This window comes from Flavobacterium sp. FG139 (assembly GCF_057809695.1).
Map to the genome: position 1 here is coordinate 99,817 of NZ_JBMDKL010000001.1, position 22,210 is coordinate 122,026.

Annotated in this window: 20 protein-coding genes; 3 read left to right on the forward strand and 17 right to left on the reverse strand. The window is 29.4% G+C overall.

What is annotated here, in order from left to right; translation table 11 throughout:
• Position 1: 1 nt before the first annotated feature.
• Genes ACODSI_RS00480 through ACODSI_RS00490 form a run of 3 tightly spaced genes read right to left on the reverse strand, consistent with a single transcriptional unit; the run spans position 2 to position 3,283 of the window.
• Positions 2-1,564: a vitamin K epoxide reductase family protein gene (locus tag ACODSI_RS00480; RefSeq protein ID WP_488914868.1), complete on the reverse strand. Its 1,563-nt coding sequence runs from the start codon at positions 1,562-1,564 to the stop codon at positions 2-4.
• An 11-nt stretch (positions 1,565-1,575) separates the two neighbouring features.
• Entirely contained in the window at positions 1,576-3,003 is a 1,428-nt protein-coding gene (locus ACODSI_RS00485) for a TlpA family protein disulfide reductase (RefSeq protein WP_488914869.1), read from the reverse strand.
• A 46-nt stretch (positions 3,004-3,049) separates the two neighbouring features.
• On the reverse strand, positions 3,050-3,283 hold the full coding sequence (locus tag ACODSI_RS00490) for a hypothetical protein (RefSeq protein ID WP_488914870.1): 234 nt from the start codon (positions 3,281-3,283) through the stop codon (positions 3,050-3,052).
• A 166-nt stretch (positions 3,284-3,449) separates the two neighbouring features.
• On the opposite strand from ACODSI_RS00490, the gene ACODSI_RS00495 reads away from it, so the two are divergent.
• Positions 3,450-3,791 (forward strand): helix-turn-helix transcriptional regulator, encoded by a 342-nt coding sequence (locus ACODSI_RS00495; RefSeq protein WP_488914871.1) that lies wholly within the window; start codon positions 3,450-3,452, stop codon positions 3,789-3,791.
• 85 nt (positions 3,792-3,876) lie between these two features.
• Here ACODSI_RS00495 and ACODSI_RS00500 read toward each other — a convergent pair whose 3' ends face one another.
• The 6 genes from ACODSI_RS00500 to ACODSI_RS00525 form a co-directional block, all read right to left on the reverse strand.
• On the reverse strand, positions 3,877-4,524 hold the full coding sequence (locus ACODSI_RS00500; RefSeq protein WP_488914872.1) for an MAE_28990/MAE_18760 family HEPN-like nuclease: 648 nt from the start codon (positions 4,522-4,524) through the stop codon (positions 3,877-3,879).
• Positions 4,524-5,633, reverse strand: coding sequence for a GmrSD restriction endonuclease domain-containing protein (locus ACODSI_RS00505; RefSeq protein WP_488914873.1), 1,110 nt, complete (start codon positions 5,631-5,633; stop codon positions 4,524-4,526). The genes ACODSI_RS00500 and ACODSI_RS00505 overlap by 1 nt, the downstream gene beginning before the upstream one ends.
• A gap of 177 nt (positions 5,634-5,810) precedes the next feature.
• Complete coding sequence (locus tag ACODSI_RS00510) at positions 5,811-6,866, reverse strand: hypothetical protein (RefSeq protein ID WP_488914874.1); 1,056 nt, start codon at positions 6,864-6,866, stop codon at positions 5,811-5,813.
• Positions 6,867-7,075: 209 nt separating this feature from the next.
• Positions 7,076-7,372 carry an HNH endonuclease gene (locus tag ACODSI_RS00515; RefSeq protein WP_488914875.1) on the reverse strand — a complete coding sequence of 99 codons (297 nt, stop codon included), beginning with the start codon at positions 7,370-7,372 and terminating at the stop codon, positions 7,076-7,078.
• Positions 7,373-7,601: 229 nt separating this feature from the next.
• Positions 7,602-8,078 carry a hypothetical protein gene (locus tag ACODSI_RS00520; protein WP_488914876.1) on the reverse strand — a complete coding sequence of 159 codons (477 nt, stop codon included), beginning with the start codon at positions 8,076-8,078 and terminating at the stop codon, positions 7,602-7,604.
• Between the two features lie 159 nt (positions 8,079-8,237).
• A complete protein-coding gene (locus tag ACODSI_RS00525) occupies positions 8,238-8,837 on the reverse strand; it encodes a hypothetical protein (protein ID WP_488914877.1) in 600 nt (199 codons plus the stop codon).
• A gap of 387 nt (positions 8,838-9,224) precedes the next feature.
• On the opposite strand from ACODSI_RS00525, the gene ACODSI_RS00530 reads away from it, so the two are divergent.
• Positions 9,225-9,917, forward strand: coding sequence for a M15 family metallopeptidase (locus ACODSI_RS00530; RefSeq protein WP_488914878.1), 693 nt, complete (start codon positions 9,225-9,227; stop codon positions 9,915-9,917).
• Position 9,918: 1 nt separating this feature from the next.
• Here the strand turns inward: ACODSI_RS00530 and ACODSI_RS00535 are convergent, their stop codons facing one another.
• The 8 genes from ACODSI_RS00535 to tsaD form a co-directional block, all read right to left on the reverse strand.
• Positions 9,919-10,485 (reverse strand): hypothetical protein, encoded by a 567-nt coding sequence (locus tag ACODSI_RS00535; RefSeq protein WP_488914879.1) that lies wholly within the window; start codon positions 10,483-10,485, stop codon positions 9,919-9,921.
• Entirely contained in the window at positions 10,482-11,669 is a 1,188-nt protein-coding gene (locus ACODSI_RS00540) for a THUMP-like domain-containing protein (RefSeq protein ID WP_488914880.1), read from the reverse strand. The genes ACODSI_RS00535 and ACODSI_RS00540 overlap by 4 nt, the downstream gene beginning before the upstream one ends.
• Before the next feature lie 15 nt (positions 11,670-11,684).
• Entirely contained in the window at positions 11,685-12,776 is a 1,092-nt protein-coding gene (locus ACODSI_RS00545; protein ID WP_488914881.1) for an AI-2E family transporter, read from the reverse strand.
• Positions 12,777-12,854: 78 nt separating this feature from the next.
• Positions 12,855-13,820, reverse strand: a complete 966-nt coding sequence (locus ACODSI_RS00550) for a zinc metalloprotease (protein ID WP_488914882.1) — start codon at positions 13,818-13,820, stop codon at positions 12,855-12,857.
• Between the two features lie 104 nt (positions 13,821-13,924).
• Positions 13,925-14,569 (reverse strand): DUF4159 domain-containing protein, encoded by a 645-nt coding sequence (locus ACODSI_RS00555; protein ID WP_488914883.1) that lies wholly within the window; start codon positions 14,567-14,569, stop codon positions 13,925-13,927.
• The gene (locus tag ACODSI_RS00560; RefSeq protein ID WP_488914884.1) at positions 14,569-15,753 is read right to left on the reverse strand and encodes a thioredoxin family protein; all 1,185 of its coding nucleotides are present in this window, start codon (positions 15,751-15,753) and stop codon (positions 14,569-14,571) included. Before ACODSI_RS00560 ends, ACODSI_RS00555 begins: the two co-directional genes overlap by 1 nt.
• Positions 15,754-15,756: 3 nt before the next feature.
• Entirely contained in the window at positions 15,757-16,461 is a 705-nt protein-coding gene (locus ACODSI_RS00565) for a 16S rRNA (uracil(1498)-N(3))-methyltransferase (protein WP_488914885.1), read from the reverse strand.
• A gap of 1 nt (position 16,462) precedes the next feature.
• On the reverse strand, positions 16,463-17,485 hold the full coding sequence (gene tsaD, locus ACODSI_RS00570) for a tRNA (adenosine(37)-N6)-threonylcarbamoyltransferase complex transferase subunit TsaD (protein ID WP_488914886.1): 1,023 nt from the start codon (positions 17,483-17,485) through the stop codon (positions 16,463-16,465).
• Between the two features lie 109 nt (positions 17,486-17,594).
• On the opposite strand from tsaD, the gene ACODSI_RS00575 reads away from it, so the two are divergent.
• Positions 17,595-22,124: a translocation/assembly module TamB domain-containing protein gene (locus tag ACODSI_RS00575; protein WP_488914887.1), complete on the forward strand. Its 4,530-nt coding sequence runs from the start codon at positions 17,595-17,597 to the stop codon at positions 22,122-22,124.
• The last annotated feature ends 86 nt before the right edge of the window (positions 22,125-22,210 follow it).

The window sequence follows — 22,210 nt, forward strand, 5'->3', positions numbered from 1 at the left end:
TTTAGGTTAATTCAGCAATTAAATCATTTATGTAAAAAACCAAATTTTCTCTATCAAAGATTTTAGGATAAATGAAACCATTAATAAAAATTACTGGGGTATAGTTAAAGTTGTTTTTAGATGTCCAATCATTATGATTTCTGTATAATCCATCAACTTCATTATAATTTATTTCATCAGATTTGTATAAATCTAACCATTCATCTATTTTTTTGTTTTTGAACCAGTAGTTAAGTGCATATCTAAATTTATCTTGACCTTCATCTAGATATATTTGAATTAAAGATCTATATAGAGATTTTTTTTCTTCAGTTTCATTTTCAAGATTTGTATTGATGATAATTTGAATTTGAATACTTTCACTATGTTTTTCCAATATTGAATCTAAAATTTGATGTACTTTGTTACAATGTCCACAGAATGGATTTGTAATGACGTTAATAATTAGCTTACTATTTTTATTTCCCAAGACAATGTTTGTAAATGGAAGAGCAATTTTTTCTTTTGAGATTAGGGTATTTTTGAAAATCTGGTAATTTCTAATAAACCTATTGGCTTTAAATTGAAATTCTTTTAAATCTTTATTCTTAATTAATAATTTTTTTAAAAATGCCCAACTTAAATATGTAAATATTAAGATAAATATGTAAATCACAAATATCTCTTTTGAGATATTATTACTTGGGCTTAGTTTGATTAAGTATAATAATTCAGATAATATTAATAGTATTATAAATAAGCAGATAGGACACCATTTTTTTTCAACAAATTTTTGAAAATACAAAGACAGAACAATTATAGGTATTGTGCAAAAAAGAGTAATTTCTTGAATTCTAAAAAAAAATGCAATATTGTGATTATTTAAAAATAATACAATTAGACCTAAAAATTGAGATGTAAAAAAAACAATACTTAAATCTGCAAAACTAATATAATTAAATATTTTCCATTTTTTAGATTCTATTACAGATGAGCAACTTGTTGATGCAGAAATATTACATAAATTATTTAATAACTCACTTTTTGCTCCAAACAAATCTTGAAGTGCAATAATTGAAAATAATATTCCTAATGTAGGAAAAATTAAAAATAATTTATTTTTGAAATTACTGTCTATAAAAAAAAATACAGTAAAAAAAAGAGCGAAAGAGATGTAATGTAACCAATTCAATTTACTCTTAATTGATTTTTTTTCATTTTCATTTCCTTCAATGACAAGAACTATATTTTTCCATTTTTTCTCTATCTCTGACTTGACAATCGTATTCTTAGTTTTATTATTCAAAATAGAAAATTCACTATTAAACTTTTCTACAAAATATAGATTTGGGTGGTTATCATCATCATTTAATAATGCTATAAATCTATTAGGTAGCATGTTTAATTCTGAAATCGGAATATTTACCGCAATATTTTCTATATTAAAGAAAGAAAGTGTATCCGAAATAGATAATAAAGAGGGGTAATCAGGATGTGACTGTATTTGAAATAAGAATTCAGTTTTGTCAATAGTTATTTTTTCCTGTTCTAAATAATAAAAAAGATTGCTAAAGTTTTCGTACATATAGAAAATTACTATTTTATTTTTTTAATCATTTCGTCAAAAGTATTTGCATCATCTCTTGAAATTATTTTACCATTTGAATCAATTAAAATGAAAGTAGGATAAAATTTAATGTCTAGATTCTTTATTACTGGATTATTCCAGTTTTTAAATTTTGGAATTTGTATCATCTCCCAATCTAAATTATTTTTTTTTATATAACTTTCAACTTTTTTCTTGTCATCGTCAACTGCAATACTAATAATATTTAAGTTTTTAGAAAATTTCTTTTTAATTTCTTTAAGTTTTGGAGTCATAGCTACACATGGACCGCACCAAGTACCCCAAAAATCGATTAAAGTATATTCTTTTTGTTTAATTATAGATTTGATTTTAAGTGTGTTACCTTTTAAGTTTTTTAATTCAATATTACTTATATAATTACCAACCTCGTGCCCAAAATGATTTTTTTTGCCAACATTTCTTAAATATATTTTTGAAATATCACTACTTATGCTGTCAATCATATATTTACTATCGTTGATTGATATTGTATCATCTATTTTATTATTTGAATAATATTTGTGCAAATATTGAGAATCAAAACTAGCACTAACTTTATAAGGTACATTTTTAGGTTTTACATATAAAATTCCATAATGATTTGAATAACCGTGATATATAAATTCGATTTCATTATTATCTATGGTTTTTTCTCCTTTCCAATAATCTCTAAATTTTAATATAGAAAAATATTCTCTTTCTTTTTCAGGATTAATTGTATTAGATATTGAGTAACGATTATCTCTGTCAGGAAACAGTATAAATCGTCTATTGTATTTTTGAATTTTCCCCTTATAGCAATCCTCGTATGTATAGTCTGATACAGCTTGCTTGTTTAATAAATCTATATTTTCATATGGATTATATCTAAAATTAATATCATACTCATACTTAATATCATCACTAAAATCTTTGTTTCTATTTACATCTGCAATCATAAATTGTTTGTTTTTATAAAAACCATTAACAATAATTACTGTAGATTTCAACTTAACTTTAGATAAATTTAATGTGTCAATATCTTTGTGCGATAGGTACCAATCCTCAACATCTTTTCTTAAATCTCCTAACCTATATAGTTCAGATTGAAAAAAACGATCATTTAAAGAATAGTAGAATGAAACAGAATCATTCTGAGGAATACCTTTGTAATTTTGTTCTAAATATTGTGTATATTTAGGATAATAATTGAAACTACTTAATTTAATTGTAGAATAGTAAAAATCACTATCTATGAAAAAATCTTCATCAAATTCCTTATGAATTAAATCAATTACAATATTATTTTTAACGTATTGCTTAGAGTTAGTTATTAATTTATAACTTAATAAAGAGCATATTATTAATAAAAATATAATATTTTTAGTACATTTAATAATTGTGTGGTTTTTTATCATATTTTTTTATGTTCCTATTAAAAATAATTTATGTTAATTTATAGAATTAACCAATTCCACAACCCCACACCCAGTCTGTTGAAGTTAAATTTTCAGTCGTGGTACAAAATGCTTTACGACATGTAGGAAGCGTACCATCATTACATGGAGTACCCGTAGGTGATTGATAATTACAATCTGGATTATAAAAACAAGTATGAAAACCTGCTGATATACCACCTACAACATTTCTCATTTCATCTCTCGAGAGAGAGCTACCTAAATTTTTTAATTTTTCCATAATTTTTTAAAAAGTGTTTAATTAATATTTGTTAACTAAAATTCATGAATTATTTCACTAATGTAAGAAAAATAATTATAAAACAAATATAGAAAGAAAAATAATAAATGATGTAAACAATTTGTTGCATTTTTTTTGCATATTTTCGCAATATACAACAATGAATATGGAAAAATTAAAATTAATTCAAGCTAGAACTAGAAAAGGTATTACTCAACAACAGGTTGCAGACTATTTATGTATTGATGTTTCTAATTATAACAGAAGAGAAAAAGGAAATATTAAGATTAATAATGATGAATGGGATAAAATATCAAAGATTTTAGATGTACCAGTTGAGGAAATTTTTGAGGCAGAGGAAAATAATGTATTTATTTTTAGAGATAATTCAACTGGAAATTATTTGGGGACAAATAATTTTTATTCAATTCCCGAGTATTTTTTAGAAAATCAGAGAAAATATATAGAAAAATTAGAAGAAGAAATACGACAATTAAAGGAAAAGTAATATCTTAAACCTTGTTGTACTTATTGATGTTTTTAATTTTAAAAACTATAAATTCAATGCTTTGGATAATTGTTATAAACCGCTGTTAGGCATTGGTATTTTTATATTTTTGTTGGACAGCATTATTTTCTATCATAGTTTTTAAGTATTCCATCAATGCAATAATGTCATTAAAAAAGCTTTCATATGTTGGATAATCAATTAGTCTTAATTCACCATGTGCTATATGATTTCTTTGGTCAACTAGGTCATTTATCAAATCTTTTTGAGAATCTATATGGGAATCCTCCAAATCTAAAATAAATAATATTTCTTTTAGCACATCAAATCTTAGATTAGATTTAGTATTAATTATATTCTTCTTTGGAATGTTTGATTGTTTGTGGTAATCATTTAAAATAAAATCAATAATTTTTGTTCTAAATTCAATATTATTATTGTTGGCATCTCCTAATTTGTTTTGAAGTGAAAGCGCAATAAATGAACTTTTTAGTTCATCATGTTTTAAATATTTTTTTGAAACATATTCTAAATAAAATGACATGGTTAATTTTACAAATCCTTCCCAATGTGCGTAAAGAAATGGGACTGCGGATCTTAACATAGCTGATTGTAATGAATTCTTTTCTAAAGGAATTTTGCTTTTTAAGATGGTCAATTCTTTTCTCCTCCAAGCAAATTCTTCATCTAATTTTCTTGACAAACTATCATATGTGTATAAATCCTTTGCCATTATTTTTTAAAAAAATCTTTTGCGAAAGGAATGATTTTTGGAATTCTAGTTTTAGCATTTGAACCAGAGCCAGTGTATTTTCGAAAAACTTCTTCTGTATGTAATTTTTTAATCTTATCAATTATTAATTGATTATCCTGCGGTAATACATAATTATCTTTATTTTTAGCAACTCCAACAGAAATTGCTTCAAACGCTGATTCTAAAAATTTTCCTTTGAAATTTTCTCCATCAAATCGTTTAAATACAGATTCTCCCAATAAACTATTTAAAAAATTAAAAGTTTCATTAAATCTATTTTCAATATCTTCATATGGGAATTCATCGTCATTCAAGATTTTTTCAACTATATCGTCAAAAAAATCACTTAATTCGTTTTTTTGGGAATATTCATAGTAAACTAAAGCTATGTGTCGCAATACTAATTCCATCGGATATTGCTCATCTGATAATCTATCTGAAAGTGAAATAGTTTCTAAAAAATCAGAATTTGAAGATAGCTTTTTAAACCAAGTAAAAGTTGGTTTATTTATCATTATCATAACACTATTTCGAACTTCTTGGTCAGAAGCGTATGTTCCACCAGTATTTAATCTTTGGAAAATATCATATTTGGCATTTTGACCAGCATCACTTAAAATGATCGAAAAATTTAGTTTAGCTCTTTTAATAAATAGTTTTAATGGAGAAGGTAATTCCTTATCATCTGCAGTTTTTTTATCCCAAACAAATCCCTCTAAACTAGGTAGATATTTTGTGGCTTGTAGTTTTAATCTTCCTTTTTTTGGAATATCTTCAACTTCGGGCAAATCTCCCATAAATTGTATTAAAGTTGAAATTCTTTGTAGGCCATCTACTACTTCCCAAATCCCATCTAATCTTTGAAATATGAATATTGACGGAACTGGAATTCCCAAAAGAATTGATTCAATTAATCTTGATTTTTGAACGTCTGTCCATCTGAAATACCGTTGAAAATCAGGATTTATAATTATTTCTCCTTTTTCATATAAATTTAATAGTTCTCCAATTGACATTGGATAACTTTCTGTTTTAAACTCTGTTCTTTTTAAATCTATTTCCTTAAGTAACGATTTTTCTAAATCCATATATTCAAATTTTTAAATCAATTGGCAACTTGCCACTAACGTTTCGCGGCTTCAAGAAGTGGCGAACTTCGTGACCGCTTAATTTTCCACTAAGGTAAAAAAACTTGCGAAAGAAAAATGTGAATTTTGCACATTTTTTCGCCATTTCTTGAAACGGCTGTTAGCTGTAGTACTTATTTATACATTTTCTCGTGTAATATAAATTTCATTTTCAAGAATTTTTTTGAAGTTTAACACAAAGTATATTATGCTCAAACAAAGAATAACTATTGATATACTTGAAGTAATTATCATAAAGTTTAAATTTGTTTTTATAGCACTGAGTATTAATGGAATCAAAACTCCAAAAATCATTGTCGAAATTAAGATACGGATTAGAAAAATTAATGTAATAGGTATTCCATTTTCATTGTGATATGTTAATTGATATAATCTTGGAAAGATAAGTGATTCAAAATCATTACCAATTTCAACTAATAATTCTTTACTAAATTTTGATTTTTTGTATTTGTTCTCATTAATTTTTTTACACAATGAAACTATTTTTTTTTCATCAATTTTACTTAAACTTTCAAAATTGAACGAATTTTTATAGGAGTGCCATTTATGGTCTAAATAATAGAAGAAACAATTTGCTGATGAAGCTCCAACCCATTTTGAAATCATTTTAAAAGGATAGACAATATTATAGTCGTATTCGTCATAAAGTTCAAGTTGAAATGATTTTCTCTCACTTAACAATAAGCTTTTTAGAGCTAGATAAAAACTTGCCCCAGGAATTTCTGTTTCTTCATAAAAATCATTAATTAATTTTTTAGGTTTTTTTGGAGAATAATCAATATGCAAATGAAAATAAGTTAGTTGTTTATACTTTCTGTCCATTATACTTCTCATTGATGAATTCCAAAATGCGTGAGTGTCAATTAAAATTTGTGCTATTCTTCTAAAGTCAGTAACCTTATTTGAGAGAACAATAATCTCACGTAATCTATCCAATTTTTCTTGTCTAATTTGAAAAATTTTTGAGATAATAAATGTTATTAATAATGCTGAAAAAATTCCAGAAAATTGAAATATATTATTAAGTAAAATACTCAATTCATTTTCACTTTTGAGATGATATTTTAATAATGTAATAATAGAAATACTTGTAAAAATGAAAACAAAACTTATTATATTTCTGTGTTCATTTTTTTTGAATGACTCAAAAGAAATTAAAAATGTTTGTATCATTAGTTTTTATTAAGTTTCGGCGGATTCATGAAATTGTTGCTAACGTTCTGTCGCTTGCGCCAGTGGCGGTTTTCGACACTGACGATAACAAATATACCGAAAAGTTAGAAAGAAAAAACGTGATTGAAAGAAAAAAGATAATCACTTCCGCATTCTAATAAATCCCGAGCCACGCCATTGGCGCAAACGGCTGTTAGCGGCAGGCTTTATTATCTGTGTTGCTTTTCGTGACAAACTTTACAAATAGAAACCAACCAATCGATAGGTTCTTTTCCAATATTATATTTAGCATATCTTTTGTGATGAACTTCAGTGGCTTTTTCACCACAATATACGCAACGCCAATTGTCTCTTTTCATTACTACATAGCGTTTACGTTGCCATGCTTCAGATTTTAAATAAATATTTCTGTAATAATCTCGACGCTGTTTTCGACCAATTTCAAAAATCCAATTTTTAAATGTTAGGAATCCTAAAAGAACAAATAATAAAAATACAATCTCCATAATTGATATTATTTAGCATAGCAGATTTTGTATGCAGAATTGGGGTTTAAGCTTGCCGCTAACGTTCTGTCGCTTGCGCCGAGTGGCGGTTTTCGCTCACTGACGAAAACAAATATACCGAAAAGTTAGAAAGAAAAAACTTGATTGAAAGAAAAAAGATATTCACTTCCGTTTTCCGAAAAGCCCAAGCCACGCCATTGGTGCAAACGGCTGTTGTGTGCAGTATTTATTAAACCACTTTTGTAATAAGATAAATCAAACATGCTAATGAAAGAAAAAGAGCAAATAATGAAAGTTGAGTTTGTTTTCTGATTTTATTTCCATATTCTTTTCTTTCGCTATTTGTCCATTCTTGCTCTCCAGCCACAAACCTGTGAATTTCCATTTGTCTATAATCAATATAAATCAAAAATACCATATTTACTATTGGGAAAACTATTGTCCAAAGTTTCGTGTGTGGGGCGTCACTTGGAAATGTTCCGAGAACTAAAAATGCACCAATTAAAATATTGTTGAAATTAAATACTTTGTCATGAATTCTGTCGAATGTGTTTTGAATCTGGTTGAGAGCATTTTCTACTCTTCTATCTGACTTATCAAATAATTTGTCAGTTTCAGCCAACATTTCGTTAGTTTTCTCTCGAGCATTTATTTCTATTAGAGATTTATTAATTTGTTCTAATAATTTTATCGTATTGTCTTCCATTTGCAGAGGTTTTAATATTGCACACAACTTTTAAATATCGTCAAATATATATAACATTTGATTAATTTACATTATTAGAAAGAAAGGTATTTACACGAAACTAGCTAACAGAATAAGTTATATTCTAGATTCTTATTAAAGTTTTTAACTGTAGCCACATTATTTTTTTCGCAAATCTTCTTTAAAATGATTTTTAAAATATTTATCTCTTGATTCCAAGTCAATATTTTTATAACCTAAATCCATCTCTTTAATTAAACTATCTTCAAGATTTCTTATAAATCTTTCCATTTCCGTTCGCTTTGGAATAATTGCGTCTTCTTGTTTTGTAGGTATCTCGCCATTAGTATATACATATTGGTACATACTGTAGTAAATATCAGAAATAATATAAATTTTGTTTTTTAAATTCCTTGAGTTTGGAAGATATGAGTTAGATAAAATTTTTAATCGCGATATTTTGTTTATAATAATCTCTCTATCAACTTTTTCAATAAATCCTTTACGATACATCGGTAGTTCCTGCAGATATTCGGGAAGTTTTTCATCACTTAATAATATTTCATTACGTTTTTCAGTGTCATTAAAAAGCATAAATAAGTTAGAATAATAACCATTCAGAAAGTGTAATATTTCTAATATTTCTTCTAGTTTGATAAGTCGTAATTGTTTTTTTAAATTCTTTTTAGTAATAATAATTGTTACTGCGGATATAATAATAGCTATAAGCGAAAAAATAAGTTTTAAGTCAATTTCCATTTATGTGTGTTTATAGTATTTTTATTTTATATATAATAATCCATCTTAATCAAAGTAAATCGTTTAATAAAATGTATTTTACTGCTAAATTATACAAAATATAATAGATTTATTTTAGATATTAATGTTAAAAAATCTTTTTTAATTTCAAAAATCACTTTACTCATTTTTAAAACTTGTGCTTCTTATTTACTCATTTTTTACTTATAATTTTTAGAATAACTAAAAAGCCTAATGTTTTAAGCGTAATCCGTTTCCTATTTTTTAGCCTTCTAAGCAGTAGGTCTCAGGTTCGAATCCTGATGGGATCACATTGCAAACCTTCTTGAAAAAGAGGGTTTTTTTGTTTTTAAAAAATTCTTACCTTGTACTGAAATTTTTTAAGACATGACTTCACTAAAATATTCCGTTGTATTTTTTCTATTCCTAATCATCGTGGGTTGTAAATCTACTGGGGCTTCTATTACTAAAACGGAAATGATTAAAAATAATTATTTGAAAGGGAAGTCCATTGCAATGTATGAAGGGATTAACGATACTACTTTTGTAAAACTAAAAGATTTTAGTAGCGATTTTATTTTTGATATGAAGTATGCTACAGAGGACAATTTTCTTAAAAAGAAAGTCTACGATTGTGATGAATGTTATTTGAGATTAAAAACCATCAAGGATTTAGTTGAAGCAAATGCAGAATTTCAAGAAAAAGGGTACCGCATTAAACTCTTTGATTGTTATCGTCCGATTGATATTCAGAAGAAAATGTGGGAAATTGTTCCGAATGCCGATTATGTTGCCGATCCTAAAAAAGGGTCTATACACAATAGAGGCGGTGCTGTTGATATTACGATAGTCGATCAAGACGGAAATGAATTAGAAATGGGTACTTCGTTTGATTTTTTCGGTCCGGAAGCCAGTCATAACTATCAAAATTTACCAAGAAAAATCAGAAAAAACAGAGCCTATTTGAAAGAAATTATGCTCAAACATCATTTCAAATCGTTTGATTCTGAGTGGTGGCATTACAATTTAATGGACAGTTACAAAGACAAGCTGGCTAATTTTAAATGGGATTGTAACTAAATTATTCCACGCATTTTAGATAATCCAAAAAGTATTGGTCTGGGGTATAAGTGTTTTTGTCAATTTCTGAAACCAATTCTGATTTGGTGATATAATCTACCGTTTCTCCAGTAAATTTGATTCGTATGAATGAAATAGGTGATTTTTTTAACTCTTCAAAAGTATCTTTCATAAACAAAAAATAACCACCCAAAATACGATTGTTTACCTCTTCATTTCGCACTGCATTTCCACAACTTTCTTGGTCAATTCCCAGCAGTGTTACTACTTTACCGTTGTTTAACTGGAAATAAATCTTCGAATTTTTATCGAAACATTTCGCCGGAATAAAATCCTTACTTTTTTGTACCATTTGAACATTCAGCGAAAGCAATCCATCGGCATTAATTAACGAAAAGAAAATTGTCGTTTGATTGTTTCCAAATACGCGTTCGTAGACTACATAATCTTTAGTTGATTTGTAACTTCCCAAACTGTCTTTTACATTGGTACTGTAGGTACAATCTTTTTGAGCAAATGTGCTTAATGAAAGTAAAAGGAATAGAGTAACAGCAATTATTTGTTTCATGAATGATTTATTTTGGTGCAAATTAACACAATTTTCTGGTCATTTAGATTTGTTGTGAAAAAACAATAGTGATTTCCACCGTCTTTAATTTTCCATTTTTTGCGAATAGTATCAACGGTTTCCGGGAAATTTCGTGTGGTTATGTTGAATTGTTTGTTCAAAAAATTAGTCGTCATTTCTTTCTTAGAGTATTCAACTATTTTTTGAATTTCAAAGACACGACCAGGAAATTCGATGATTTGATTTGCAGTATATAAATGCGAATGGTGGTGTAATTTATCTAATGAAAATTGCAATGCCACTTCGTTAAAACCGCCCGACTTCATTATGGCGCTATTGGGTTCATAAAGGTATTTTTTGGGTAAATCATACGTCGATTGATGATTGGTAGATATTTCAAAATCGAATTTTTGCATGTTATTATTACTAAGATTTACCGTTTTAATTATGGGAGAATTTTCAAAACCGTACTCAATTTCCCATAACAATTCTTTCACCTCATTGGCAACCGCAATAATATGTATTGCTTTCACATTTTTCAATTCGCTCAAACCAGCTGCAATATCTAGTATTGGAGCAGTTTTAATTAAAATATTTTTTGAAAAAGTATGGTAAAAATCTTGTAAATCAGGAACGTTAGGCAAACAATCTTTCAACATAAATACCTTTCCTTTAGCGTCGTTTCTTCTAGACGGATCAATATACATCCAATCAAAATTTCGATGTAATTCTTTAAGAATCAACTCACTATCACCTGTTATACAAACGATATTTTTTGCATTCAACTGCTCAAAATTATGACTAACAATTTTAGACAAATCAGCGTTAATTTCGCAGTGTATCACAGTATTCACTTTTTTAGAAAAGTAAAAATCGTCAACCCCAAATCCTCCCGACAAATCAATGAGACTATTCCCTGAAACAATCGTTGATTTATAGTCAGCTGTAATTTCAGAAGAAGTTTGTTCTACCGAAATTTTACTAGGATAAATGATGTTTTTTGAGTGGAACCAAGTTGAAAGTTTGTTTTTGCTCTTACTTCGAGCTTCAATTTGGTTTAAAATAATTTTAAAATCTATTTCTGGAAATGGATTTTTTTGCAAGGCTAATTTTGTAGTATCCTCACCTGATTTTTCTTGAATATATCGTTGAATTTCAGGTTTTAAAATTTCATTAAAATCCATTTCTATTGCTACTAATTAGATGTTTTTGGTTAAGATTTTGATGATTTTATTTTCAGGGAAAAATTCTTTTCCAATTACTTTCAAAATGGTATAAAGTGGCACGGCAATAATCATTCCTGTGATTCCAAATAATATTCCTATAATTAAAATTACTAAAAATATTTCCAGCGGATGTGAATTCACACTTTTTGAAAATATAATAGGTGATGATACATTATTATCGATCAGTTGAACGATAAAAAAACCAATAATAACATAAAGAGTTGAGGGTAAAACTACTGTTTGAAAGTCACTTCCAATATTGCTTAACATCGTCAAAATACCTGCTAAAATGGAAGCAATAAATGGTCCTATGTAAGGAATAATGTTGAGTAACCCACATAAAAAGGCAATTACGATGGCGTTTTCAACTCCAAAAATCAACAAAACAATTAAATATAAAATGGTTATAATCGTTAATTGAATGAGTAATCCAATAAAATATCGGGTTAATAATAAGCGGGTTTTTTCAACGGAATTTAATATTTGATCTTCATGTTCGTCAGGAAGAATTTTTTTCATTCCAATGATGAATTGTACTTTGTCTTTTAGAAAAAAGAAACTGATAAAGAATACGGTTACTAAACCAATTCCAAGACTGCTAATCGTTCCTATGATTGAGTTGAAAAAATCGGTTAAAAAGTTGAAATTTAATTTAGAAGTTATATCCGATTCTTTTCCAATTTTAGCGATATCAATATTGTGTTTACTGAGGTAGATGTCTAGTTTGTTGTACAGTTCAACACAGCGAGCCTCAATCGATTTGGTGTCTAACAATGATAAATTAGTACTTTGAGAAGTAATTAAAGGTACAAATAACATGATTAAACCGATAATCAACAGTAGAAATAATCCCATGGTTGTGGCTACCGCTAAGGTATTTGAAAATTTAAGTTTTTTTCTTAAAAATTCCACTATCGGATTGGCTATCATGGAGAAAATCACCGCAATTATTAGGTATATAATTACAGTCTGAATTAAATAGATGAAATACAATAATAGACCAATGAGTGCTAGAATTCCTATTGATCTTAAAATTCCGTTAGCCAGTATTTTTGATGTTACCATAGCATAAATTTATCAAGTAAATGTATAAAAAATCCCATTCAAATTAATGAATGGGATTATAGATTTAATTTAAAATTATTATGGTTGAGCAAAAGAAACTCTTGCACCACCTGAAACGAACAAGGCGTCAATTCTTGATTTTTGGCCTAATGTAAACATGTACATACCACGATCATCGGTATAATCCATATAGTTCATTGTCATTTCTACTGGAGTTCCAGAACAGGTACTGTAGTGTGGGTAAGCAGGTACTCCAAAGTTCGCACTGTCATGAGTTGGAGTATCGGCTACTAAGTCGTTTCCACAAGTTGCATCACCCCAAATGTGACGTAAATTTAACCAATGTCCAACTTCGTGAGTAGCGGTTCTTCCTAAGTTATAAGGATAGTTTGCTGTTCCAGAAAGGCCAAAATATTTAGAATCTATAACTACGCCATCAGTTGCAGAAGAACCACCAGGGAATTGTGCATAACCAAGTATTCCACCACCAATTGTACAACACCACAAATTTAATTTTGTAGTTGGTGATGTAGGTGCAAGTCCGCCTTGATTGGCTTTTTTCATAGCGTCTCTAGTTCCCCAAGAGGTTTTGGTTGTAGATTTTCGTATTACTTGATCTAATACAAATGAAATTCCTACGTTGGCTTTTACACCAGAAAATAATGCAGGAACTTGACTGTAATCTGAATTTAAAGCATTAAAATCTTTATTAAGAACATCAATTTGAGATTGAATTTGAGTTAATGAGATGTTTTCTGCCGCAGTTTTATATAAAACATTTACTACAACTGGAATTTCAATTTTACCATTCACCAATCGGTAGTTTGCTTTATTTCGGGCAAAATCTTCCGTCATTTCTTCGATTTTATTCATTCGTAAAGCAAGAGTTGGATCTTCTTGTAATTGACGTTCTAAGACTTCTTGTGACGCACACTGTCTGGTTACCGAGTTGTTATTTCCAGGGGTGTTGTTTTTTGCAGAATCTTCATTTTGACATGAGAATAGCATCATTACTAATGCTGCTGAAAGAAGGATTTTTTTCATAATTAATTGGTTTGGTTAAGCCACTAAATTAATAAAAAAAATGTAAAATATTGAACTATTTTATTTTGTTGTTAACAAAAAAATCAATACAATGTTAAATCGATTTAGTTATTGAAGATATAATTCAAAATATTAGCACCCATTTTTAGTGCTTTTTCTCTAACTTCTTTAGGGTCATTATGTACTTCTGGATCTTCCCAACCATCGCCTAAATCACATTCAAAAGTATATAATAGTACCAATCTATTTTCAATAAAAATTCCAAATGCTTGAGGACGTTTTCCATCGTGTTCATGTATTTTTGGTAATCCACCAGGAAAACTGTAAGGTTTTTGAAATATAGGGTGATTGGCTGGAATTTCAACCAAATCGTTGTTGGGAAATAGTCGTTTTATTTCTCTGCGTAGGTATTCGTCTAAACCATAATTATCATCAAAATGCATAAAGCCACCAGACATCATGTAATTTCTTAGATTTTGTATTTCGGCATCACTAAAAACAATGTTTCCATGTCCGGTAGCGTGAACAAAGGGATAGGAAAATATATCAGGACTTCCAGGTTCTACCGTAGCTGGTTTATTGTTTATAGTCGTATTGATATTTTGATTACTGAATTTAATCAAATTGGGTAATGAAGTCGGATTTGCATACCAATCACCACCGCCATTGTATTTTAAAAGTGCAATTTCTTGTGAAAGACAATGTGCTGAAACGAATAAAACGAGTAGTATTATAAATTTGATTTTCATTATCTTTTTGATTTTATTTCAGTGATTAGTTGCTCCATTTCATCCGTTTTCCAACCAAAATTAATTGCTGTTGTTTTTCCTTTTTCAGCATATTCTAAAGCGTTGTTGTAGTCTTTAAGTTTTAAATATAGTTTAGAAATCAATTTGTATTTTTCCAATGATTCTCCCAAAGACAAGGCTTGTTTAGTCCAATTCACAGCACTTTCAAGAGCTTTTTTATCGGTGATAAAATTCAAAAAGTTTGAACTAATTTCAATTAAAGTATTGGAATCTTTCCAAACAAATTTTTCAACGTTGTTTTGTGCGGTTGACTCGTATTTTTTCCAACTCGAAACACGTTCAGTAATCACTAAATCATATCGAAATAACAGCGAATCAACTTTTCTAATTTTAAACGATTCAGCAATTGATCTTTTTTTGTAATAATCGATGGTATCACCTAATTCGGCTAAGGTTTTTAAATTATCGGAAGCCACAAAAACTAATTTTTTCTCAACTCGAGTAGGAGAAGAGACCTTAGCAAATTCAGCTTGATGGGCTGCAATATATTTGATTTCATCCGCTTCAATATCGTTAATACCGTTGGCCATGATTCTCCAATTTAATTCACTGAACCATTCTTCATTGGTTTTTGTTTTAAGATATTTTTGAGTTATTGGAGTAGCATCAAAACCAGCTTTTCTGGCTGTTGTGATGAATTTTAAGCAATTATCGGCATTAGATACATCGGCATTAAAGTTATTTTTGATAGTGTTGAATTGATTTTGAGGAATCAATGCATTTTTACCTTCGTTAATAAAATCTTCTTTTTTAAACTCACCAGAAATACAACTCAATAAAGTTTCATCGCTGTCTATAAAAGTGAAAGTTGGGTATGATTTTACTTTAAATTTTGTTTGAAATCTATTTTTTAAATTGGTCCCTTCTGGTGATTCAGCATCCACTGCCATACAAATGTAATTGGTGGTGTAATAATTTACTACATCCACATCAGTAAAAACTTCATTTTTCATTTTGTTACAATGAACGCACCATGTGGCGTAATACATTACCACAATTGGTTTCTTTTCAATTCTAGATAGTTTGATTACATCATCAAGATTTTTGTCAAGAAACAAGGTTTGTTTTTGTGCAAAGGAAACGTTGATTAGGGCAATAAAAAATAAAAAGAAAATCTTCTTCATGAATTATTGGTTTAATAGAACTACGCTGTGACACGCCACTATAGCTGCTGTTTCGGTTCTTAATCTTGTTTCTCCCAAAGATACTGGAATAAATGTATTGTCCAATGCCATTTGAATTTCTTTAACAGAAAAGTCGCCTTCGGGACCAATCAAAATTAAAATATCTTTTTCAGCTACAATTTCTTTTTTTAATGATTTTTTATCGGTTTCTTCACAATGCGCAATGAATTTTTGACTAGAAAAATCTTTTTTTATAAAATCTTTAAAAAGTATTGGTTCATTTAATTTGGGCATGTAATAATGCAACGATTGCTTCATGGCCGATTCAATAATCTTTTGAAATCGGTCGGTTTTAATCACTTTTCGTTCCGAATGTTCACAAATAATAGGTGTGATTTCTTGAATTCCTATTTCGGTAGCTTTTTCCAAAAACCACTCGTAGCGTTCGTTCATTTTGGTTGGCGCAACCGCTAAATGCAAATGATACTTCGAAGGTTCTTGTTTTTCAAATGAAAGAATATTTACAGTACATTTTGAATCTGATGCTAAAGCAATTTCTGTTTTAAATAATATTCCTAAACCATTAGTTACAAATAAAATATCGCCTTCTTTTTTTCGTAATACTTTAATGATGTGTTTGCTTTCTTCTTTGTCAAAAACAAACAATTTTTCAGTTTCTGAAATGGATGGGTTGTAGAACAATTGCATATTAAAATTCGATTCGTGCCTTAGAAACTACTCCAGCATCATTAAATTTATTTTCCAAAAACTTTTGATAGCCAACAATGCCAATCATAGCAGCGTTGTCGGTGGTATATTCAAACTTCGGTACAAAAGTTTTCCAGCCATACTTGCCTTCGGCTTCTTTCAAAGTCGATCGTATTCCTGAATTTGCAGAAACACCTCCACCAATTGCAATTTGCTTAATACCTGTTTCGGCTACAGCCATTTTCAATTTTTCCATCAAAATTTCTATGATGGTGTGTTGAATAGACGCACAAATATCGGCTTTATTTTCTTCAATAAAATTTGGATTTTCAGCTACATTTTTCTGAATGAAATACAGAATTTGTGTTTTTAAACCCGAAAAGCTAAAATTCAAACCAGGTACTTTGGGTTTGGTAAACGCAAACCTTTTTGGATTTCCTTCTTTAGCAAATTTATCAATTAAAGGCCCGCCAGGATAGGGAAGTCCCATTATTTTTGCTGATTTATCAAAAGCCTCTCCCACAGCATCATCGGTAGTTTCACCTATAATTTCCATCGAAAAGAAACTGTTTACTTTTACAATTTGAGTATGGCCTCCCGAAATGGTTAGGGCTAAAAAAGGAAAATCGGGTTTGTCAAATCCTTCTTCATCAATGAAATGCGCTAAAATGTGTGCGTGCATGTGATTTACAGCAATTAAAGGAATTCCTAAAGCCATTGATAATGATTTGGCAAAAGAGGTTCCTACTAACAAAGAACCCATTAATCCTGGTCCTTGAGTGAAAGCAATGGCAGACAATTGACTTGGGTTAACATTAGCTCTTTTTAAAGCGCTATCTATCACTGGTACAATATTTTGTTGGTGTGCTCTTGAAGCTAATTCTGGAACAACACCGCCATATTCTTCGTGTATTTTTTGACCAGCAACTACATTAGACAATACTACATCATTTTTTAAAACAGCTGCAGCAGTATCGTCGCACGAACTTTCAATTGCTAAAATAAAAACATCATTGTTAGGCATTGGGCACAATTTTTGAATTATATTTGATTAACCGTTATAAAACGATTATTTTTACAACGATTACAAAAGTAACCAATTTAGAGGTTTCTTATCTACACCGAATAAAATTTTGAAAGAAAAAAAAGAAAATACACGTTTCAAGAAAGTCAGAAAAATTGTTTTAAGAACTTTTCTGTTTTTGTTAGTGCTCATACTGACGCTTGGAATTGCACTTTCACTACCTGTTGTTCAAACCAAAATCGCTCATTATATAACGGAAAAACTCAATAAAGATTTCGGAACTGATATTTATGTGGATCAAGTTGAAGTTAATATTTTTGGAGGAGTTCAGTTGAAAAAGGTTTTGGTTAAAGACGAAAAAAAAGACACTTTAATTTTTGCTAAACGAATTGTAACCAGTGTTTTAGATACTAAAAAACTTCTGAATGGGAGTTTGATTTTCGGTAAAATGACAGCCGATGAATTGACTTTAAATGTAAAGACCTACAAAGGAGATAAAGACACCAACCTTGATAAGTTTGTAGCCGCCTTTGATGATGGAAAGCCAGCTTCTGGTAAATTTAGAATGACGTCTGATAAAATTACATTAAAAGACTGTCGCTTCAGAGAGATTGATTATAATCGTGAAGTTCCTTTAGATGTAGATTTTACCAAATTAAACGCAGTTCTTACCAATTTCAAAATAAAAGGTCCAAATGTCTACACGAACATTGAAGAAATGTCTTTTTTGGATCACAGAGGTTTGTTTGTTGAAGACTTACAATCCAAATTCACGTATACCAAAAAGAACATCCGATTAGAGCAACTTAATTTTAAAACCGCCGAATCCAACTTCAAGGGAGCTGTTATTTTAAAATACAATCGAAAAGATTTTAAAGACTTTAATAACAAAGTAATTTTTGATGTAACTACAAATTCCGCAAAAATTTCTTCCAATGATATTTGGTATTTCTACAAAGAAATTGGCAAAAACCAATCGTTTGATTTGCACGGTAAAATTGACGGCACTTTAAACAATTTTACGGCCAAAAGATTGCGATTAAAAGATACCAAAAACTCTGAAATTGTGGGTAATGTCAATTTTAAAAATCTTTTTGCAAAAAAAGGACAAGGAGCTTTTTACATGAAAGGATCGTTCAAGAAAGTGACATCCAATTATGAAAATCTAACGACTCTTTTACCCAACGTATTAGGAAAAAAACTGCCTTCATCTCTAAAAAAACTTGGTCAATTTACTTTAAAAGGTGATGCAGAAATAACTACGAGGTCAATTGACGCCGATTTTAATTTACAAACTAAGTTGGGTAATGTTACCTCAAAACTCGTAATGACCAATATCGATAATATTGATAATGCTACTTATGTTGGGAATATTATTTTGGATGATTTCGATTTAGGAACTTTTTTAAATCGGAAAGATGTTGGAAAAACTAGTTTAAATGTAGACGTTGACGGAAAAGGTTTTATCGAGAAATATTTGGATACCAAATTTTCAGGCGAAGTGAGTAGTGTTACTTATAATGGATATACTTATAAAAACATTTTAGCCGATGGAAGCTTCAAAAAACCAATTTTTAAAGGGAAAATTAATGTTAATGATCCTAATTTGTTCTTTGATTTCGATGGTATTATTGACTTAAGTAAGAAAGAAAGTGTTTATGATTTTCATGCCAAAGTTGATTATGCGAATCTAAAAAAGCTAAATTTTATAAACGATGATGTAGCTGTTTTTAAAGGTGATGTGGTAATGAAACTTTCGGGCAGTTCGATTAATAATATGAAAGGCGATATTGTTGTTTCTAATGCATCGTACCAAAATTCCAAAGACATATACTTCTTTGATAGTTTGACGGTTAATTCAAGTTTTGATGGTAATTTAGAACATACGATTTCATTATACTCACAGAATCAGATTAATGGTAAAATTCAAGGAAAATTTGAGTTCAGTCAGATTCAGAAAATGATTCAGAATTCCTTAGGAAGTTTGTACACCAACTACAAACCCAATGTGTTAAAAAAAGGACAGTATTTAAAATTTAGTTTTTCCGATTTTAATGAAATAATTGAAATTCTAAATCCAAAAGTATCCTTTAATAAAGATGCTGTTGTTAACGGAACTATAAAAGGCGATAACAATGATTTTAAACTGAAATTTACCTCAAAAACGATAGATGCTTTTGACGTTCATTTGGATAAAGTTCAACTGGAAATTGACAACAAGAATCCGTTATACAATACCTATGTTCAACTGGATAGTATTAAAACGAAATACTACAAAGTAAGAGACTTTTCTCTGATTAATGCTACGTCTAAAGATACGTTGTCTTTTAGAGCAGAGTTTAAAGGCGGTGAAAAAGGCGGAGATTTTTACAACTTAAATATGTACCACACTATTGATGTAAACAATCAAAATATCATCGGGTTTAGCCAATCAGAAATGATGTTTAAGGATTACCTTTGGTACATTAATAAAGAAGAAAACGATAAAAATAAAATTATTTTTGATAAAGATTTTAAACATTTCACTTTTGACGATTTGATTGTTTCACACGAAAATCAATCCGTATTGTTAAAAGGTTTTATCGACGGAAAGTCTAATAAAGACCTTCAGTTGACTTTTAATGATGTAAATCTTAATAAAGTGACACCTGATGTGAAACAATTCAAGTTTGAGGGAAATTTGAATGGAGAAGTTTTCTTAAAACAAAACAACACGGTTTATCAACCAACTGCGGAATTAGAAATTAAAGATCTTCACATCAATGATAATTTGTTAGGTAATCTGAATTTAGACATCAAAGGAAATGATGATTTTTCAAGGTTTGGTATTGTTTCTAAAATTGAAAATGAGAATTTTAAATCCTTTACAGCCGATGGTGATTTAGAGATTGTCAAAGGCGAAACTTTAATAGACCTCAATTTGAATTTCCAAAAATTTAATTTAGGAGTGTTGAGTAATTTGGGAGGCGAAGTGCTTTCCAATATTAGAGGGTCTGTTTCTGGAAACGCCAGATTGTCTGGAAATGTAAATGATATCGATTACAACGGTCGATTGTTTGTTGACGATGCTGGAGTTACCATTCCCTATTTGAATGTCGATTATAAAATCAAACAGCATTCGATCGTTGATGTCACACAAAATAAATTTATTATTCAAAAGACAAAAGTTATTGATACCAAATTCAATACAGAAGGTAATATTCAAGGATTTATCAAACATAAACAATTTGGTGATTGGGAGTTGGATTTAGCCATTGATTCCGATCGAATTTTGGCATTAAATACTCAAGACCATGACGATGTGGCTTATTTTGGAACAGCCTATATTAATGGAGATGCAACTATCAAAGGACCTACGAGTGGTTTGGAAATAAATGTAAATGCTAAGTCAGCTAAAGGCACTGATATTAAAATTCCTATAAATGATGCCGAAGCGGTTAGTGAAAACAATTACATTCATTTTTTAACTAAAGCTGAAAAAGAAGGTAAAGTAAGTAAAGACGCCGAATTTATTAGAAACTATAACGGTCTACAAATGAATTTTGAGTTTGACATAACCACTGATGCCAGTATTGAAGTCATTTTAAATAGAGAATCGGGACATGGAATGAAAGGGAAAGGTCGTGGAACGTTGAATATGAATATCAATACTTTAGGGAAATTTGAAATGTATGGTGACTTTACGGTTTGGGAAGGTTCTTACAATTTTAAATATGGTGGATTAATTGATAAAAAGTTTGATGTGAAAAAATTTGGTTCTATTGTTTGGACCGGAAATCCATACAATGCGACCTTAAACTTAGAAGCAGTATCCAAAAATATTATGGCAAACCCAGCGGTTTTAGTTGACAATGCTTCGTTTAATAAAAAGATTCCGGTTGAAGTTATTATCGGATTAAAAGGTACCATTACCAATCCGGAACCCGATTTTAATATCAATTTTCCAAATGTGAGTTCGGTAATGAAATCGGAAATCGAAACTAAATTGGCCGATAGTGATACCCGTCAAAAACAAGCCTTGTATTTATTGTCAACAGGTGGTTTTTTAAGTCCAGAAGGATTGAGTCAATCGCAAGTAGCTAATAGTTTCTACGAAAAAGCAGGTGCTTTATTTGGCGATTTATTTAATGATGAAGGAGGAAAGATCAACTTCGACGTTACCTATTCGGCCGCAAACAAAACAGCATTAAGTCCAACAGAAGCCGGTAGAGTTGTTGCCACGGTTACCACACAAATCAACGATCGAATTACGATTAATGGTAGAGTGGGTGTGCCAACTGGCGGTGTTTCTGAAACGGCTATTGTTGGAAATTTTGAAGCACAATATCGTGTAAATGAAGACGGAACACTAAACTTACGCGTATTTAATAGAGAAAATGATATCAATTATATTGGTCAAGGAATTGGATATACACAAGGTGCTGGAGTTTCCTATGAAGTTGATTTTGATACTTTTAAAGAATTGATTAACAAAATTTTCAAAAAGAAAGTTATTGATACAGTAGAAAAACAATCTGAAGTAGTGGATGATAATTCTTTGTTACCAGAACACATCAAAATGGATTCTGATAAAAAGAAGAAAAAGAAACCCGAAGACAAAACACAAAATAATAAAGAAGGAAAACCTGAAGATGAGTAATTCAGGTTTTTTTTATCATATTCTTTTTTTTTATACCCAATAACTTAAAACTTATCAACGAAAACGATTGAATTTTATCAAATTTA

What these genes read in the sequence shown, in the direction of transcription:
- ACODSI_RS00495 (WP_488914871.1), top strand. Translation starts at nt 3,450, where the DNA reads ATGGAAAAATTAAAATTAATTCAAGCTAGAACTAGAAAAGGTATTACT.
- ACODSI_RS00540 (WP_488914880.1), bottom strand. Translation starts at nt 11,669, where the DNA reads ATGGATTTTAATGAAATTTTAAAACCTGAAATTCAACGATATATTCAA.
- ACODSI_RS00545 (WP_488914881.1), bottom strand. Translation starts at nt 12,776, where the DNA reads ATGGTAACATCAAAAATACTGGCTAACGGAATTTTAAGATCAATAGGA.
- ACODSI_RS00515 (WP_488914875.1), bottom strand. Translation starts at nt 7,372, where the DNA reads ATGGAGATTGTATTTTTATTATTTGTTCTTTTAGGATTCCTAACATTT.
- ACODSI_RS00560 (WP_488914884.1), bottom strand. Translation starts at nt 15,753, where the DNA reads ATGAAGAAGATTTTCTTTTTATTTTTTATTGCCCTAATCAACGTTTCC.
- ACODSI_RS00565 (WP_488914885.1), bottom strand. Translation starts at nt 16,461, where the DNA reads ATGCAATTGTTCTACAACCCATCCATTTCAGAAACTGAAAAATTGTTT.
- ACODSI_RS00480 (WP_488914868.1), bottom strand. Translation starts at nt 1,564, where the DNA reads ATGTACGAAAACTTTAGCAATCTTTTTTATTATTTAGAACAGGAAAAA.
- ACODSI_RS00520 (WP_488914876.1), bottom strand. Translation starts at nt 8,078, where the DNA reads ATGGAAGACAATACGATAAAATTATTAGAACAAATTAATAAATCTCTA.
- ACODSI_RS00505 (WP_488914873.1), bottom strand. Translation starts at nt 5,633, where the DNA reads ATGGATTTAGAAAAATCGTTACTTAAGGAAATAGATTTAAAAAGAACA.
- ACODSI_RS00555 (WP_488914883.1), bottom strand. Translation starts at nt 14,569, where the DNA reads ATGAAAATCAAATTTATAATACTACTCGTTTTATTCGTTTCAGCACAT.
- ACODSI_RS00500 (WP_488914872.1), bottom strand. Translation starts at nt 4,524, where the DNA reads ATGGCAAAGGATTTATACACATATGATAGTTTGTCAAGAAAATTAGAT.
- ACODSI_RS00490 (WP_488914870.1), bottom strand. Translation starts at nt 3,283, where the DNA reads ATGGAAAAATTAAAAAATTTAGGTAGCTCTCTCTCGAGAGATGAAATG.
- ACODSI_RS00550 (WP_488914882.1), bottom strand. Translation starts at nt 13,820, where the DNA reads ATGAAAAAAATCCTTCTTTCAGCAGCATTAGTAATGATGCTATTCTCA.
- ACODSI_RS00510 (WP_488914874.1), bottom strand. Translation starts at nt 6,866, where the DNA reads ATGATACAAACATTTTTAATTTCTTTTGAGTCATTCAAAAAAAATGAA.
- ACODSI_RS00530 (WP_488914878.1), top strand. Translation starts at nt 9,225, where the DNA reads ATGACTTCACTAAAATATTCCGTTGTATTTTTTCTATTCCTAATCATC.
- ACODSI_RS00535 (WP_488914879.1), bottom strand. Translation starts at nt 10,485, where the DNA reads ATGAAACAAATAATTGCTGTTACTCTATTCCTTTTACTTTCATTAAGC.
- ACODSI_RS00525 (WP_488914877.1), bottom strand. Translation starts at nt 8,837, where the DNA reads ATGGAAATTGACTTAAAACTTATTTTTTCGCTTATAGCTATTATTATA.
- tsaD (WP_488914886.1), bottom strand. Translation starts at nt 17,485, where the DNA reads ATGCCTAACAATGATGTTTTTATTTTAGCAATTGAAAGTTCGTGCGAC.
- ACODSI_RS00485 (WP_488914869.1), bottom strand. Translation starts at nt 3,003, where the DNA reads ATGATAAAAAACCACACAATTATTAAATGTACTAAAAATATTATATTT.